Consider the following 16,175-nt stretch of genomic DNA (forward strand, 5'->3'; position numbering starts at 1 on the left):
GGAAAGCAGGTGATTGAGAAAGTCGAGCGAAAGATTGGGGGAGGATGTTTCATTGGTTCGGTGTGTTTCTGTTTTCTTGTGAAAACTCTCTAAATAGGTGGTTTTTATAGCAGAAAAAGCCTTTAGATATATTTAGGCCTCTATTTACCAGTATTTTATGGCGGTTCGTTTCCAGCTAGCTGACCTCCCCGGATTTATCGAACCAAAGTGAGTTTAAATTGTTTTTTTTTGACCTTAATGCATTGTTATTTATTGTATTAATAAATTTATGAAAGCCCTTTCCCTTTTTCAGCTTCATAAATCGGGCAATTTCTTCAGAAACGTTGAAAGAATTTTTGTGTATTGATAATCAGCTACTGGTGAAAATAAAACCGTCAAAAGAAAATACTTTTCAATCGACGGTTTGGTGGAGAGTACGGGACTCGAACCCGTTTCTGATCGTAGTGTCAATGAAATTCCAGCCTATAATTATTATAAATAATAAAAGCTTCTATTTCAAGTAGAGGCTTTTGCGTTTATTTAAAGGGTGTGGGCGTACTTATCCCTGCATGGTGTGGTACACGTTCTGATTGTCATTATTTCACTATTAATAATTTGATTATTAATTAATTGAGACTTAATTTATCTTATTAGTTCGAAATTAGTTCGTTTTTTTATTGAATTATTTTTTTATGAGATAAAATCTAATCGACTTTTGTGCAATAAGGCATGTTACTGTTCACAACAAACTCAACATCAAAATCAGTCTACTTTTGTTTAGATATTCACATCCAAATTTTTTACTCTGAAGTATTATACCATATGGTAAAAATAACATTGTGCTTATTAGATGGGGAATACTACCGCATACTTGGTTATAAATTCATAAAATATGAGAAATTATCTCAATAAAAGACTATTAGTGATTTAATTATTTGTATTTTTGAGAAAAATTCTCATAAATATAAAAATATGTTACTCGAATTTTCAGTAGGCAATTTTCTTTCATTCAAAGCTAAAACAACGCTGAGTCTTGCCGCAACCTCTATAAAAGAGCATATAGACACGAATATATTCTCTACCGAGCGTAGGGATTTGTTGAAAGGAGCCGTGATATATGGAGCCAATGCCAGTGGCAAAAGTAACTTTGTCCGCGCCATGTCCACAATGAGACGTTTGGTCCTGCAATCTTTTGATCAATCATCTGCAGATGAGTTGGACGTGACCCCATTTTTATTAAGTACAGAAACTGAAAAGGCTCCCTCTCTCTTTGAGGCCATTTTTATCATTGATAACGTTCGATATAGATATGGTTTTGAAGTGGATGATAGGCAAGTGCATGCCGAATGGCTTTTTGAAGCACCAAAAAATGCAGAGAAAGCCATGTTTCTTCGCGAATATGACGGTATCGAAGTAACCAGGAATTTTCCCGAAGGGAAAGATCTGGAAGAGCGTACCCGCGATAATGCGCTATTTCTGGCTGTAGCAGACCAGTTTAATGGAAAGATTGCCAAAAAGATCATGAAATGGTTTGATAACTTCATTACCATTTCTGGGTTAACCCATGAAGGATACAAAGGTGTGACATTTGGGATGCTGGAGGACAAACATACAAGTTCCAAGCTACTTAATTTTTATAAAAGACTGGATTTGGGGTTTGATGATATAGCTATCAATAAAAAGCCTTTTGATGCCAAAGAGCTTCCCAATGATATGCCGGAAAGCCTTGTGAGACAATTAGTAACTGATTTAGAAGGGGCATATAAAATTGATATAAAAACCATACATAAGAAATATAATGATCAAGGTAAAGCTGTCGGCGATGTAGAATTTGATATGCGTAGTCAGGAATCCTCCGGCACAAACAAAATATTTAATATTTCCGGGCCTGTATTTGATGTTTTAAATGATGGTGGCATATTGGTTGTAGATGAACTTGATGCCAGCTTACATCCATTATTGACACTTGCGGTCACCCGGCTCTTTAACTCGAAGCAATTCAATCCCAATAATGCACAGCTCATTTTTGCCACGCACGACACGAACTTATTGTACTATGGTAATTACCGAAGGGACCAGATTTATTTTGTGGAAAAGGACCAATATGGTGCTTCGGATATGTATTCCTTAGTGGAATATAAGGAAGAAGGAAAAACGATTCGCAAGGATCGTTCATTCGAGAAAGATTATATAGAAGGACGTTACGGAGCAATTCCGTTTATAGGCAACCTTTCAAACGTAGTAACAGGATGGCAAGAAAAATAAAAATCCCGAATGAACGGTTAAAACGATTTGCAAGGGAAGAGCAAAAACGGAAGAAGAACATCCGAAACAAGCGTAAGTATTACCTCATTGTATGCGAGGGTGAAGCGACGGAACCTAACTATTTTGAAGGACTAAAACAGGATTTGCCTAAAGGTGTGTTGACCGCATACCAAATAGATATTGAAGGGACGGGCAGGAATACCCAATCTTTGGTGGATGAAGCTTTGCGGTTAAAAGGAGTTTACGAAAAGAGCAACACCCGACAGGTAGATAAGCTTTGGGTTGTGTTCGACAAGGACAGTTTTTCATCACAGGATTTTAATGCCGCTATTCAGCGTTGTGGGAATGATGATATTGGATGTGCTTGGAGCAATGAAGCATTTGAACTTTGGTACTTGCTACATTTTCAATATTACGAAAATGCTATACTCAGAAAGGATTTTAAGGAACTGATCGAGAACAATCTCAAACCTGTTTTAGGGGAGGTATTCCGATATGAAAAAAATAATGAACAGATGTATGCACTTCTTAAGGAATATGGTAGCCAAGAAGATGCTATCCGAAATGGAAAGAGGTTGTCAGAAAAGTATGGACAGCGACAGGATTATGCCAATCATAATCCTTGTACGATGGTATACAAATTAATAGAAGAATTAAAGACATTAACTACAATAGATTAGATTATGGAAAACAAATTTTTACAACCTCTTTTACAAGCAGGACTTTTAGATATAGGAGATAGTCCTGAAAGGTTGGAGAATATTGAGAAATCAATCACGGACCTTGAATTCGAAGGATTTGGTCTTTCCGAATTTCCTGTCCAAAGACCTTTTTTCTTTGGTAAATCTATAAATAACTGCATTAAAGCTAGTTATGCTTTTTTGTTAAGCTGTGTAAACTCTTCCAAAAATGTAATGTATGATGCACAAACTTAATATTCAGATTAATATGTAAATAATTGAATATCAGATATATACCTACATGTTCATATTGTGAAACACGTTCTGCACATCATCGTCCTCTTCGATTTTTTCCAGAAGTGTATCTACATCGGCCATTTCTTCTTCATTGAGTTCTTTGGTTACTTGTGGAATGCGGTCAAAACCAGAGGAAACAATTTCAATCGCTCTCGATTCCAATTCTTTTTGAATGGCACCAAAATTTTCAAAAGGTGCATAAATATGAATGCCGTCCTCATCCACAAATACTTCTTCGGCACCAAAATCAATCATTTCCAATTCCAGTTCTTCGGGGTCGATGCCCTCTCCGTTGATGGTAAAGTTGCAGGTATGGTCGAACATGAATTCAACAGAGCCCGATGTGCCCAAACTTCCGTTGCATTTGTTAAAGTAGCTTCGGATATTGGCCACGGTCCGTGTATTATTGTCGGTGGCCGTTTCGATTAAAATAGCAATACCGTGGGGTGCGTAGCCTTCAAAAAGCACTTCTTTGTAATCGCCCTGACTTTTGTCCGAAGCCCTTTTAATGGCACGCTCAATATTGTCCTTGGGCATGTTTACGGACTTGGCATTCTGAATTACGGCACGTAGCTTGGAATTGGCATCGGGGTCGGGGCCACCTTCTTTAACGGCCATAACAATATCTTTCCCAATACGTGTAAAGGCTTTGGACATGGCTGCCCAACGCTTCATTTTTCGTGCTTTTCTAAATTCGAACGCTCTTCCCATATAATCTTAAATTCTGGATGATGGCAAATTTAGCAAAAAAAGCCCCTTTGTCAAGATGAATAGGGCTGGGCTACCCAACTATTTCATCTATGGATTTTGCCAGGTCGATATCTTTTTGGGTAAGCCCGTCGGCATCGTGCGTGCTTAGTTTGATCGTGAGGCTGTTGTAGACATTTTCCCAGTTGGGATGATGGTTTTGTTTTTCACATTCAAAGGCAATGTGCGTCATTGTAGCAAAAGCCTCTTTAAAATCTTTGAAAGTGAAGGTTTTCTCGATCATATCATCCTTTAAGGCCCAACCCGATAAGTTTTTCAAGGCTTCTGCAATTTCATTGGTGGTCAACTTTTTCATACATCTTCATTTTTCCAGAAGATAACCAAATAAGTGATCAAAAGAAAACTATACCGGGAGATGGTGCTCTATAATTTCTTGGCAACTGATGCGCAGGTTTCTGGGCAAAATGTTGTCCTTGGGCAAAGCGGCCAAATATCTATCCTCGTTGGTGGTGTAGACCCTTTTGTAAATCGGGTGATAATTTCCCAAATGTTCAATGACCTCCTTGATGAATTCCTCATGTTGGATAAGATCGTTACTGCCCAAATGATATATGCCTGTTTTGTTTCTATTGATAAGGTAGTGGATTTGTTGTGTAAGCCTATCATCGTTGGTCACGTTAATGATAAGGTTCGGGAATACCTCAATAGGTTCCTTGTTCGCTATGTTTTCCTTTATTTCTTTGATCCGGGGCGAAGCATTTCCAAAAACCATAGGTACACGAAGTATTGCGGTTTTACCTTTGGGCAAACGCATCATCATGTTTTCGATTTTTATTTTGAGGCGTCCATAGACACTTAACGATAGGGTTTTGTCGTGCTCGTAGGATGGATACTTGCTGTAGGCATCAAAAACATTGGCAGATGAAATGAAGTACAATTTTGTATCTGTTTGCATCAAATACTCCATCAAATGTTGATGGGCCTGAATCTGTGCGGGAAAATTTCCCCGGAGCGATGAAACAATTACATCTGGCTTGACCTTTTCAAGAACCTTAAAAATATCATCTTCCTCAATATCGTAGCGTAAAAACTGTTTGTTCTTGGCAAAAGAACGATTGGAGCAGTAAGTACCGTAAGTATCAAAATAGGAGCAGAGTTCTTTGTATATGGCATTGCCCACAAATCCACTCGCTCCCAATATCAATATCTTTTTTTTATCCAAATGTCAGTTAGGTGTTTTTATAGAATGGCAATTTTACAATGCTTGCCAAAACAGTGTTTTTTCGTATTTGAATATGGATAGGGGTATCCACTTTTGAAAACTCGGTGGTCACATAGCCGAGCCCGATTCCTTTGGAAAGGGATGGCGACATGGTGCCCGAGGTTACTTTTCCTATTACGTTACCATCGGTATCCAAAATAGGGTATCCCGCTCTTGGGATCCCCCGCTCTTCCATTTGGAATGCTACCAGTTTTCTTTTGGGACCTTCGGCTTTTTCTTTGGCAAAGTTTTCGCTGTTCACAAATTCCTTCGTGAACTTTGTAATCCAACCCAGGCCCGCTTCAAACGGAGAGGTGGTATCGTCAATGTCGTTTCCGTAAAGACAATAACCCATTTCCAAGCGAAGGGTGTCACGGGCGGCCAAACCAATAGGCTTAATGCCAAAATCAGCCCCAGCTTCCAAGACTTTGTCCCACACTTGTTGCACTTCGGAATTCTTGCAATAGATCTCAAAACCTCCGGAACCGGTGTATCCAGTGGCGGATATGATTACATGGTCAACCCCTGCAAAATCACCTACAACAAAGTTGTAGAACTTAATGGCGGATAAATCCACGGAAGTGATGGATTGCATAGCCTCTACCGCCTTGGGTCCTTGGATGGCCAATAGGGAATAATCATCTGAAATATTCCGCATTTCGGCACCAATGGTTTTATTATATTTTGCAACATGGTCCCAATCCTTTTCAATATTGGATGCATTCACCACCAATAGATAGGTCTCGTCTTTTACCCTATAAACAATTAGATCGTCCACGATTCCGCCCGTTTCGTTGGGCAAACAACTATACTGCGCTTTTCCTACGGTCAATTTGGAAGCGTCATTTGTCGTCACTTTTTGGATCAGTTCCAAAGCCTTTGGGCCCTCGATCAAAAACTCCCCCATGTGAGAGACATCAAAAACGCCCACACCTTTGCGAACGGTTTCATGTTCAATATTTACACCTTCATAGGAAACAGGCATATTATAGCCCGCAAAAGGTACCATTTTAGCCCCCAATGCCTCATGCGTTTTGGTAAGTGCAGTATTTTTCATTCCTTTTGGTTTTGAAGCAAATTTATTGATTTCACCGCAGATGCACCTTCATCCAAAAGAATGTTTTAAACAACGCTTTGTTAAAATAGCCGAGTGTTCGACTAAGTATCGAGCAAATAGGATTTTAGATTTTCGTATGCAGAGATTTGATGCGACTTTTTCTGTTTGTGCATTACCCTTATAATTTGAGGTGGGATTTCTGGACTCAACCCCAAAGTACCCTCCACCACATCCAAAAATTTAACAGGATGGGCGGTTTCCAGGAAAATACCATAGGTATCCGGGCGGGATTTTTGATATTCCTTTAATCCAAGGTACCCAACGGCACCATGCGGATCCATAACGTACCCTGTTTTGGAATATACCTCTTTCATAGCCGCCCTGGTGGCTTCATCCGTAAAAGCGTAGGAGGAAAGGTGCTCTTTGAGCGTTTCTAAATCATTTTTGTGCATATGTCGGATCCGTACAAAATTGCTGGGGTCGCCCACATCCATGGCATTGGAAATAGTAGCAATGGATGACATCGGTTTGTATACCCCATTCTCCATAAATTTGGGCACCACATCGTTTACATTGGTGGAGGCCACAAAATGTTTGACGGGCATTCCCAATTTTTGGGCGACCATCCCTGCACAGATATTTCCAAAATTCCCAGAGGGTACGGAGAAAACAATTTCCTTTCCTTTTGATTTTGCCTGTTTGTAGGCAAACAAAAAATAGAAGAGCTGGGGCAACCACCTGGCCACGTTGATGCTGTTGGCTGAGGTCAGTTTTTTGTGTGCTGTGATTTCTTCATCCAAAAAAGCGGTCTTTACCATGCGTTGGCAATCGTCAAAAACGCCATCCACTTCCATGGCCTCGATATTTTGGCCCAATGTGGTCAATTGTTTTTCTTGAATCTCGCTCACTTTTCCGCTAGGGTAAAGGATAACCACCTTGACACCATCAACCCCTAAAAAGCCATTGGCAACGGCACCACCGGTATCCCCGGAAGTAGCCACCAAAACGGTAACATCTTGCTTTTCGCCTTGGGAAAAGTACCCAAGACAGTTGGCCATAAAACGCGCGCCAACATCTTTAAAGGCCATAGTGGGGCCGTGAAAAAGCTCCAGAGTGGCAACATTTTCTTCAATGTCCACCACGGGAAAATCAAAATCCAAGGTGTTGGCGATGATTTTTTTCAAGATACCATTTGGAATGTCTTCGTTCACGAATTGATGAATGGCTTGAAATGCTATTTCGTGGTTGGAAAGTTCTTCAATATTCTCAAAAAAATCAGCAGCAAGGGGAGTGATGCTTTCTGGGAAATAAAGCCCTTTATCAGGAGCGATTCCTGCTATGACCGCCTCTTTGAACGAGGCTTGTATATTTTGGTTGTTTAGACTGTGGAATTTCATGGATTTAAGCAATTTTTTTTATCCCCTGGCTGTTGACTTTGGAAATGTGAATATCGAAATCTACCCCAATGGTTTGATAGGTTTCTTTCATGGACTCTGCTACTTTTTGTGCGATTTTTTCCCCTTTGCTCAGTGCAAAAATGGATGGGCCAGACCCTGAGATTCCGCTTCCGAGCGCCCCCGCTTTTAGGGCATTGGCCTTAATGTCATCAAAAGCGGGGATTAAAATGGAACGGATGGGCTCTACAATATGGTCGTGCAAAGAGCGTCCGATCAAGTCATAATCATTTTGAAAAAGCCCTGCGACCAAACCTCCCAAGTTGCCCCATTGCCGGATGCCTTGTTGCATGGAAATAGTGGTCTTCAAAATTTTACGGGAGTCCGAGGTTTTTATCTCAATCTGCGGATGGATAACCGTAGCATATAATTCCGATGGTGTTGGTATGGGAATTATGTCCAAAGGTTCATAACTCCGAACCAAGGTGAACCCACCATAAATGGCTGGGGCCACATTATCGGCATGGGCCACATCACTGGCCAATTTTTCCCCTTGCATGGCAAACTGTACCAATTCCAATTTGGTAAACGGCCTGTCCAACAATTCGTTCATGGCCCAAACGGCACCTGAGGAACTTGCGGCACTGCTGCCAATCCCACTTCCTGGTTTTATACGTTTGTCGATTTCAATTTCAAAACCGCCTTCGTAATCGCTATTTTCCATAAAGGCCAAACCCGCTACGCCTGCTACATTGTTTTCCGTTTCCAAAGGAAGCTCTTGCCCTTTTATTTTGGTGATTCGAATGCCTTTTTCGGAAGTTTTGCGAATGGTCATTTCATCGCCGACCGAATCGAGTGCCAAACCCAGTACGTCAAATCCGCAGGAGACATTGGCTATGGTTGCCGGGCAAAATACTTTGATTTCCTCCATAATCTAGAAATTACCTATTCGAACTATATCCGCAAAGATACCCGATGCGGTAACATCGGCACCCGCTCCGGCCCCTTTTATGATCAAAGGCTGGTCTACATAGCGGTCGGTAAAGAACAGTACAATGTTGTCGCTCCCCTCCAAGTTGAAAAAATCGTGCCCTTTTGGAATTTGCTGTAAGCCCACTTTGGCCTTTCCATCTTCAAATTGGGCCACATATTTTAGTTTGCTATCGGCATTGGCAGCATCTTTGTACAATTTTTGGAAGTCGGCTTCATATTTTTTCAAGCTTTCAAAAAATACATCGTTGGAATCGGCCTCTAGGCTTTCTTTGGGAAGGAATGCTTCGTTTTCGATGTCATCAATATCCAATTGATGGCCACTTTCCCGTGCTAGAATCAAGATTTTGCGCATCACGTCCACTCCGCTCAAATCAATTGTAGGGTCGGGTTCGGTATAGCCTTGTTCCTGTGCTTGCTTTACTACGTCGTGGAACGTAGTGGAGTCATCAAACGTGTTAAAGACAAAATTTAAACTACCGGATAGCACGGCCTGAATTTTTCTCACTTTGTCACCCGAAGCGATCAAGTGCTTTAGGGTGTCAATAATCGGTAAGCCTGCCCCCACATTGGTCTCGAATAAATAAGGGGCATTGTATTCCTTGGCCAAGTGTTTTAGTTCCTTGTAGTACTCGTAATTTGAAGAGGATGCAATTTTATTGCAAGTGACCACGGAAATACTGTTTTTGAGATAGCTCGAATAGCTTTCCGAGACTTCGGCACTGGCAGTATTGTCCACAAAAATACTGTTGCGATAGTTCAGTGCATTGACGCGGCTAAAAAATACTTCCTTATTGGCAGGTTCTCCCTGATCTATTATGTTTTCCCAGTCTTTGAGTGAAATTCCACTTTCATCAAAAGCCATTTTTCTGGAGTTGCTGATTCCAATAACCCGAACATTAAGTTTTAGCTCTTCTTTTAAATACTTTTTTTGCTGGCGGATTTGCTGCAAAAATTTGGAACCCACATTGCCAACGCCCATCACGAAGAGGTTAAGCTGTTTGATGTTTTCCTCGAAAAAGGTTTCGTGCAACGCGTTGAGTGCTTTTTTTACATCCTCTTTTTTGATGACCGCAGAGATGTTTCGTTCCGAAGCCCCTTGGGCGATTGCCCTAATATTCACATTGTTTTTCCCTAGTGTACTGAACATTTTACCGCTCAACCCTTGGTGACTTTTCATATTGTCGCCAACAAGTGCAACAATGGTCAGATCTTTTTCAACGATAACGGGTTTTATCTTTTTCCTTGATATTTCGTATTCAAAGGTCTCGTTGACCGCTTCGGCTGCCATGTCCACATCTTCATCGGCAATCCCTACACAGATGGAGTGCTCGGAAGATGCTTGGGTAATCAAAACAATACTGATGTTTTTTACGGAGAGTGTCTCGAAAAATCGTTTGGAGATTCCCGGAATCCCGATCATACCGGGCCCTTCCAATGACAGAAGGCTTATGTTGCCCACATGGCTGATGCCTCGCACCGTTTTCCCATTCCCATTGTTGTTTTTGGTAATCAAGGTTCCAGGGCTATCTGGGTCAAAAGTATTTTTGATCGCAATAGGAATTTCTTTTCCCAAAATCGGTTGAATGGTAGGGGGATACAATACTTTGGCCCCAAAATGGGACAGTTCCATGGCTTCTTCATAACTGATATTGGAAACACATTTTGCCTGCTTTACCAATTTTGGATTGGCCGTGTACATGCCGCTAACGTCGGTCCATATTTCCAATATTTCCGCATCTACGGCAGCGGCGATAATGGCGGCAGTGTAATCGGAGCCGCCTCTGCCCAGGGTGGTAAGATCTCCACTTTTGCTAGATGCCACGAACCCGGGCAAGATTGTTGTCCGATGTTTGTTCGAGGCAAAGAAACCTTTACAATTGGCATTGGTGATGTTGAAATCCACATTGGCCTTGCCAAAATTGTTATCGGTAATGATCAGCTCCCTGCTGTCCTTGAATGCGACATCCAATCCTTCGGATTTTAAAAATTCACTAATAATGAAGGATGACAGCAATTCCCCGTAGCTTACTATTTTATCCGATAGCTTTGGAGTGAGTTCTCCGATTAAAAAAGCACCTTCCAGCAAAGTTTCCAAAATATTGAGTTCACTTTTCACTTTGCTCAAAGCGGCACTTTGAGATTTTACGGGAATCAATTCCCTGATGGCGGAAATATGTCTGTCCTCAACTTCCTTGAGACTGTTTTTATAACTTACATCTTGTTCCGATGCTAAGCGCGATGCATTGAGGAGAAGGTCTGTAACGCCCCCAAAAGCTGATACTACAACCGCAATTTGTTCCTTGTTTTGATTGCCAAGGATGGATTTGACCTTATTTATATGTTCTGGATTGGCAACAGAAGTGCCTCCAAATTTTAAGACTTTCATAAAGAAATATTGATGTGAAAAATTGAAAATGGTTTAAATAAACGGACGGAATTATATATAGAAGACTTACCCCAAAGGGGTGGTGGTAGTAATTGTAATTGTAGATGAAAAAGGGTTCATCAAATTAAGGTTAATATCCGTTTGTTTTAACTCCATTGCTCTGTAATGAGATGATAAATGTAGTACTTTTGTATACTTCATCAAATCGTTGGTGTTGTTTTTTACGAAATCCGTACGAATAATCAATTTTTATTGCTGAATGAAAATTTTTTCTGCTCAACAAATCTATCAAGCTGATAAATCCACAATCCAAAGAGAACAGATAACCAGCGATGTGCTTATGGAAAGGGCGGCTACCCAGCTGTTCGAGTGGTTACATTCCCGTTTGCGGGGTACCCAAGTCAATGTTCAGTTGTTTTGTGGTATAGGTAACAATGGGGGGGATGGCATGGTACTGGCCAGAAAACTGCACGAACACGATTACTCCATTAAGGTGCATGTGGTAAATTATAGTGAAAGGCGTTCTGAGGATTTTTTACTGAACTTGGAACGTTTAAAGGACATGAAAGTTTGGCCGGATTTTATCAATAAGGAAAGCGACTTGCCCCAAATATCACCGAACGATATTGTGGTGGATGCCATTTTTGGTATCGGACTCAACAGAGCTCCGGATGATTGGGTCGGAAATTTGATTCGACATATCAACAATTCAAGAGCCTTTACCTTATCCGTGGATGTTCCGTCGGGATTGCCTGTGGATAGAAATCCTTGGAATAGTGAATATGTGATCCGGGCTAGTTATGTGTTGAGCTTTCAACTGCCCAAATTGGTTTTCTTTTTGCCGGAAACAGGCATTTATGTTAACCAATGGGAAATAGTGGATATTGGTCTAGATCCTGATTGTATTGCTAAAACGGATGCCGATTTTGAACTTATGGGCAGACCGGAAGTACTGCCCATGTACCGGCCGCGACTTAAGTTCTCGCATAAAGGGACTTACGGTCATTCCGTTATTATTGGCGGCAGTTATGGGAAGATCGGTGCCGTACAACTGGCCACTAATGCCTGTTTGAGTGTTGGAAGTGGCTTGGTTACCGCTTTTGTTCCCAAATGTGGATATGATTCTTTGCAAAGCGCAGTTCCGGAAGTGATGGTGTTGACTGGATCTCGGGAAAAGAGTATTTCTGAAATCGAGATTCCTTTTGAACCCTCGGTCGTTGGCATTGGTATGGGAATCGGGTTGGATGACGATACCGTTTCGGCCTTTGGTTCCTTTTTAAAGAAAAGCAATTCTCCTATGGTCATTGATGCCGATGGGTTGAATATTTTATCCCAAAACCCTGAAATGTTGAAAGATGTTCCCCGATTATCCGTACTGACCCCACACCCAAAGGAACTGCAACGGTTGATAGGTGAGTGGGCCTCGGATTTTGATAAGTTGGAAAAAACCAAGGCATTTGCATCCAAGTATGATCTTGTGGTGGTTGTAAAAGGAGCACACACGATTACCATATATAATGGCAAAGGTTATGTGAATACTACAGGAAACCCCGGTATGGCTACCGCAGGTAGTGGCGATGTATTGACCGGAATGATTACTGGGTTATTGGCACAAGGCTATTTATCTGTCGAGGCAGCCATATTTGGTGTGTACCTGCACGGTTTGGCAGGTGATCTGGGAGCGTCCTCTATGGGTTATGAGGCACTCAAGGCATCCATACTTGTGAAACATATTGGGAATGCCTATTCCGAACTGTTCCGTCAACCGGAAATGGAACAGAAGGATAATGCCCACTAGTTGTTAGGCGCTATTTCTTCCTTTTTTGGGTTTTATTCTTTTTTGCACCCAATCCAAGGCATTGTCAAATTCTATAAAAAATTCCATAGGTTTTTTATAGAACATCTTTTCGATATTGAAATTGTGCATGTCTATTTCCTTTTTGGAAACAATGGCGAAGGCCTTTAAGTTGTCCAGGCCTCTGAGATAATTGTATACAGTAGGGTCTATAGCATAGGAATTCTTTCTAAGGCTGATATAGCCAAAGTCTTTGTCCCTGAAGTGTATTTCCGAAATTCCGATGATTTGATAGGTCCTTTCCAATGTTATAGTGGCACCTTCGTCAAAAGAAGCGACCATATAGTTGCCAAAAACCTGCACCGTTCCGACCTCAAGTTGATACTCACGTACCACTATGGTCTTCTTTTTAGAAGTTATTTTCATTCCCAAGTGTAATTATAGTGTCTCGTCCACGAAATTATGAGGGAAAGCCAATCAAAGGAAAAATAATAGATTAAACGCTAAAATATCGTATGTATGGTGTATGTTGCCTCAAGGGCATAAAAAAAGCCGACCGACCGGTCAGCTTTTTCCGAAAAATGTATCAAGCTTTATTTTTCTGCTTCGGGTGATTTTTCAGCTTTTTTTATTTTGATGGTGAGTTCTTCTTTTTTCTCGTCCAAGTCCATAAAAATACTGTCGCCCTCTTCCAATTTGGAGTTTACGATTTCCTCGGCCAGCGTATCTTCTATATATTTTTGGATAGCTCTTTTAAGAGGCCGTGCCCCATATTGTTTATCGAAACCTTTATCGGCTATGTAATCTTTTGCTTTATCAGAAAGATGTAAGTCGTATCCGATGTCCTTGATTCTCTTGTACAATTTGTTCAATTCGATATCGATGATCTTGTGTATGTCCTCTCTTTCCAGCGCATTGAAAACTACTACATCGTCTATCCTGTTTAAAAATTCTGGGGCAAACGCTTTTTTCAATGCATTTTCGATGACACTTTTTTGATGTGTATCGGCCTGGGCCTTTTTGGCCGCCGTACCGAATCCCACACCTTGTCCAAAATCCTTCAATTGTCTTGCGCCGATGTTGGATGTCATGATAATTATGGTGTTCCTAAAATCGATTTTGCGTCCAAGACTATCGGTAAGGAATCCATCGTCCAGCACCTGTAACAACATATTAAATACATCTGGATGCGCTTTTTCCACCTCGTCCAGCAATATTACGGAATAAGGCTTTCTCCGAACTTTCTCGGTCAACTGCCCACCTTCTTCATAACCCACGTATCCTGGAGGTGCTCCTACCAAGCGGGAAATGGCGAATTTTTCCATGTATTCGCTCATATCTATGCGGATAAGGGCGTCTTCGGAATCGAAAAGTTCCTTGGCCAATATTTTGGCCAATTGCGTTTTACCGACACCTGTTTGTCCCAAGAAAATAAATGAACCAATTGGCTTGTTTGGATCCTTGAGTCCTGCGCGGTTACGTTGTATGGCCCTTGCCACTTTGGACACGGCCTCGTCTTGACCGATGACAAATCCTTTGATAAGGTTTGGGAGCTCGGCCAATTTATTGCTTTCGGTCTGAGCTATTCTATTTACGGGTATACCGCTCATCATGGAAACTACGTCGGCGACGTTGTCCTCGGATACGGTTTCCCTGTGCAGTTTGCTTTCTTCCTCCCAACGTTCCTGTGCGGATGCCAATTCTTTTTCCAGACGTTTTTCATCGTCCCTAAGTTTGGCGGCCTCTTCGTATTTCTGTTTTTTGACCACGCTGTTTTTGAGTTCGCGAACATCTTCCAACTGGCTTTCCAGTTCCAAGATTTGTTTGGGTACGTCCATGTTCACGATGTGCACTCTTGATCCCGCTTCGTCCAAGGCATCAATGGCCTTGTCGGGGAGGAATCGGTCCGTCATGTAACGGTTGGTCAACTTTACACAGGCCAAAATAGCCTCGTCGGTATAGTTTACGTTGTGGTGCTCCTCGTACTTGCCTTTGATGTTCATCAAAATCTCGATGGTCTCTTCCACGGTAGTGGGTTCTACCATTACCTTTTGGAAGCGACGCTCCAAGGCACCGTCTTTTTCTATGTATTGTCTGTATTCATCAAGCGTGGTTGCTCCGATACATTGAATTTCACCTCTGGCCAATGCAGGTTTGAACATATTGGAAGCATCTAAACTCCCAGTGGCCCCACCGGCACCAACAATGGTGTGTATCTCATCGATAAAGAGGATGATATCGTCATTCTTTTCGAGCTCGTTCATCACTGCTTTCATTCGCTCCTCGAACTGGCCACGGTATTTTGTGCCTGCCACCAAAGAAGCCAAATCCAAGGTCACCACTCTTTTGTTGTAAAGAATGCGCGATACCTTTTTGTTGATGATGCGCAAGGCCAATCCTTCTGCGATGGCACTTTTACCCACACCGGGCTCGCCTATAAGCAGTGGGTTGTTCTTTTTCCTTCGGCTCAATATTTGGGAAACACGCTCAATTTCCTTTTCTCTGCCCACAACGGGGTCCAATTTGTTCTCTTCGGCCAAACGGGTAAGGTCCCGCCCAAAATTGTCCAAAACAGGTGTCTTGGACTTTTTGCTTCCCTTTTGGGAGGCACTGGAACCGAAAGAGCTTTCTTTGCTATCTCCCATATCGTCTGTGTCCCCGGGAAAGGAATCCGCTTGGGGGGTATCTATATAATCATCGTCACTGGTGATCATGGACTTGAACTGTTCTTTGACATTGTCATAATCCACTTTCAGTTTATGCAATAGTTTGGTTGTTGGATCATTCTCGTTCCTCAAAATACAGAGCAGCAAATGCGCTGTGTTGATGGAAGAACTTTGGAAGAGCTTTGCTTCCAAGAAAGTGGTCTTCAAGGCCCGTTCTGCTTGGCGGGTCAAATGAAGGTTCTTTTTGTCCTTCTGTATCGTTCCTGTATTCGGATTTGCGGGACTTAGGATTTCCACCTTTCTACGCAGGTGATCTAAATCCACATCGAGTGCATCCAATATATTTATGGCTTTGCCATTTCCGTCTCTCAAAAGACCTAGCATAAGGTGCTCCGTGCCAATAAAATCATGGCCCAGTCTCAGGGCTTCTTCCTTGCTGTATGCTATAACGTCCTTTACGCGGGGGGAAAAATTATCGTCCATACGTTTCTTTTTCAGCAATTAAAATTAATAAAAGTATTGTTACGGTGGTCAAATACCGTACCCTTATTCGATAAAGTAGTGGTAAATGTCGGAATAATTACCATTTTTCACTGATTTAACAAAGGTTTATTATCACATCCTCGATCATGTTGGCACTGTTGATAATTTTTTTAATAAAGTAATCGCAAAGCGTTATGAAAGCTGCTATTTT

The 16,175-nt window shown here is 41.6% G+C and carries 13 protein-coding genes; 4 read left to right on the forward strand and 9 right to left on the reverse strand.

Annotated features, from left to right (window positions below; all coding sequences use genetic code 11):
- Nucleotides 1-951 precede the first annotated feature (951 nt).
- The 3 genes from VM932_RS09985 to VM932_RS09995 are packed head-to-tail and all read left to right on the forward strand — an operon-like array spanning nucleotide 952 to nucleotide 3,179.
- Complete coding sequence (locus tag VM932_RS09985; protein WP_326278667.1) at nucleotides 952-2,244, forward strand: AAA family ATPase; 1,293 nt, start codon at nucleotides 952-954, stop codon at nucleotides 2,242-2,244.
- Nucleotides 2,229-2,924: an RloB family protein gene (locus tag VM932_RS09990; RefSeq protein ID WP_326278668.1), complete on the forward strand. Its 696-nt coding sequence runs from the start codon at nucleotides 2,229-2,231 to the stop codon at nucleotides 2,922-2,924. The genes VM932_RS09985 and VM932_RS09990 overlap by 16 nt, the downstream gene beginning before the upstream one ends.
- 3 nt (nucleotides 2,925-2,927) lie before the next feature.
- The gene (locus VM932_RS09995; protein WP_326278669.1) at nucleotides 2,928-3,179 is read left to right on the forward strand and encodes a hypothetical protein; all 252 of its coding nucleotides are present in this window, start codon (nucleotides 2,928-2,930) and stop codon (nucleotides 3,177-3,179) included.
- A gap of 42 nt (nucleotides 3,180-3,221) precedes the next feature.
- On the opposite strand, the gene VM932_RS10000 is transcribed toward VM932_RS09995, so the two are convergent.
- From VM932_RS10000 to thrA, 7 genes are all read right to left on the reverse strand, one after another.
- Nucleotides 3,222-3,932 (reverse strand): YebC/PmpR family DNA-binding transcriptional regulator, encoded by a 711-nt coding sequence (locus VM932_RS10000; protein ID WP_326278670.1) that lies wholly within the window; start codon nucleotides 3,930-3,932, stop codon nucleotides 3,222-3,224.
- Nucleotides 3,933-4,002: 70 nt separating this feature from the next.
- Nucleotides 4,003-4,284: a 4a-hydroxytetrahydrobiopterin dehydratase gene (locus tag VM932_RS10005; protein ID WP_326278671.1), complete on the reverse strand. Its 282-nt coding sequence runs from the start codon at nucleotides 4,282-4,284 to the stop codon at nucleotides 4,003-4,005.
- Between the two features lie 48 nt (nucleotides 4,285-4,332).
- Entirely contained in the window at nucleotides 4,333-5,151 is an 819-nt protein-coding gene (locus tag VM932_RS10010) for a sugar nucleotide-binding protein (protein ID WP_326278672.1), read from the reverse strand.
- A gap of 7 nt (nucleotides 5,152-5,158) precedes the next feature.
- Nucleotides 5,159-6,247, reverse strand: a complete 1,089-nt coding sequence (gene gcvT, locus VM932_RS10015; protein ID WP_326278673.1) for a glycine cleavage system aminomethyltransferase GcvT — start codon at nucleotides 6,245-6,247, stop codon at nucleotides 5,159-5,161.
- Between the two features lie 101 nt (nucleotides 6,248-6,348).
- Nucleotides 6,349-7,644, reverse strand: coding sequence for a threonine synthase (gene thrC / locus VM932_RS10020; protein WP_326278674.1), 1,296 nt, complete (start codon nucleotides 7,642-7,644; stop codon nucleotides 6,349-6,351).
- Between the two features lie 4 nt (nucleotides 7,645-7,648).
- The gene (locus tag VM932_RS10025; protein WP_326278675.1) at nucleotides 7,649-8,572 is read right to left on the reverse strand and encodes a homoserine kinase; all 924 of its coding nucleotides are present in this window, start codon (nucleotides 8,570-8,572) and stop codon (nucleotides 7,649-7,651) included.
- Nucleotides 8,573-8,575: 3 nt separating this feature from the next.
- Nucleotides 8,576-11,020 (reverse strand): bifunctional aspartate kinase/homoserine dehydrogenase I, encoded by a 2,445-nt coding sequence (gene thrA, locus VM932_RS10030; RefSeq protein WP_326278676.1) that lies wholly within the window; start codon nucleotides 11,018-11,020, stop codon nucleotides 8,576-8,578.
- Nucleotides 11,021-11,279: 259 nt separating this feature from the next.
- Here thrA and VM932_RS10035 point away from each other — a divergent pair, with 259 nt between their 5' ends.
- On the forward strand, nucleotides 11,280-12,818 hold the full coding sequence (locus VM932_RS10035) for an NAD(P)H-hydrate dehydratase (RefSeq protein WP_326278677.1): 1,539 nt from the start codon (nucleotides 11,280-11,282) through the stop codon (nucleotides 12,816-12,818).
- Between the two features lie 3 nt (nucleotides 12,819-12,821).
- On the opposite strand, the gene VM932_RS10040 is transcribed toward VM932_RS10035, so the two are convergent.
- Both VM932_RS10040 and VM932_RS10045 read right to left on the reverse strand, forming a co-directional pair.
- On the reverse strand, nucleotides 12,822-13,241 hold the full coding sequence (locus VM932_RS10040) for an STAS/SEC14 domain-containing protein (RefSeq protein ID WP_326278678.1): 420 nt from the start codon (nucleotides 13,239-13,241) through the stop codon (nucleotides 12,822-12,824).
- A gap of 167 nt (nucleotides 13,242-13,408) precedes the next feature.
- On the reverse strand, nucleotides 13,409-15,964 hold the full coding sequence (locus tag VM932_RS10045) for an ATP-dependent Clp protease ATP-binding subunit (protein WP_326278679.1): 2,556 nt from the start codon (nucleotides 15,962-15,964) through the stop codon (nucleotides 13,409-13,411).
- Nucleotides 15,965-16,175 lie beyond the last annotated feature (211 nt).

Origin of the sequence: Flagellimonas halotolerans, assembly GCF_035818535.1 — a bacterium.
GTDB classification, from domain to species: Bacteria; Bacteroidota; Bacteroidia; order Flavobacteriales; family Flavobacteriaceae; genus Flagellimonas; species Flagellimonas halotolerans.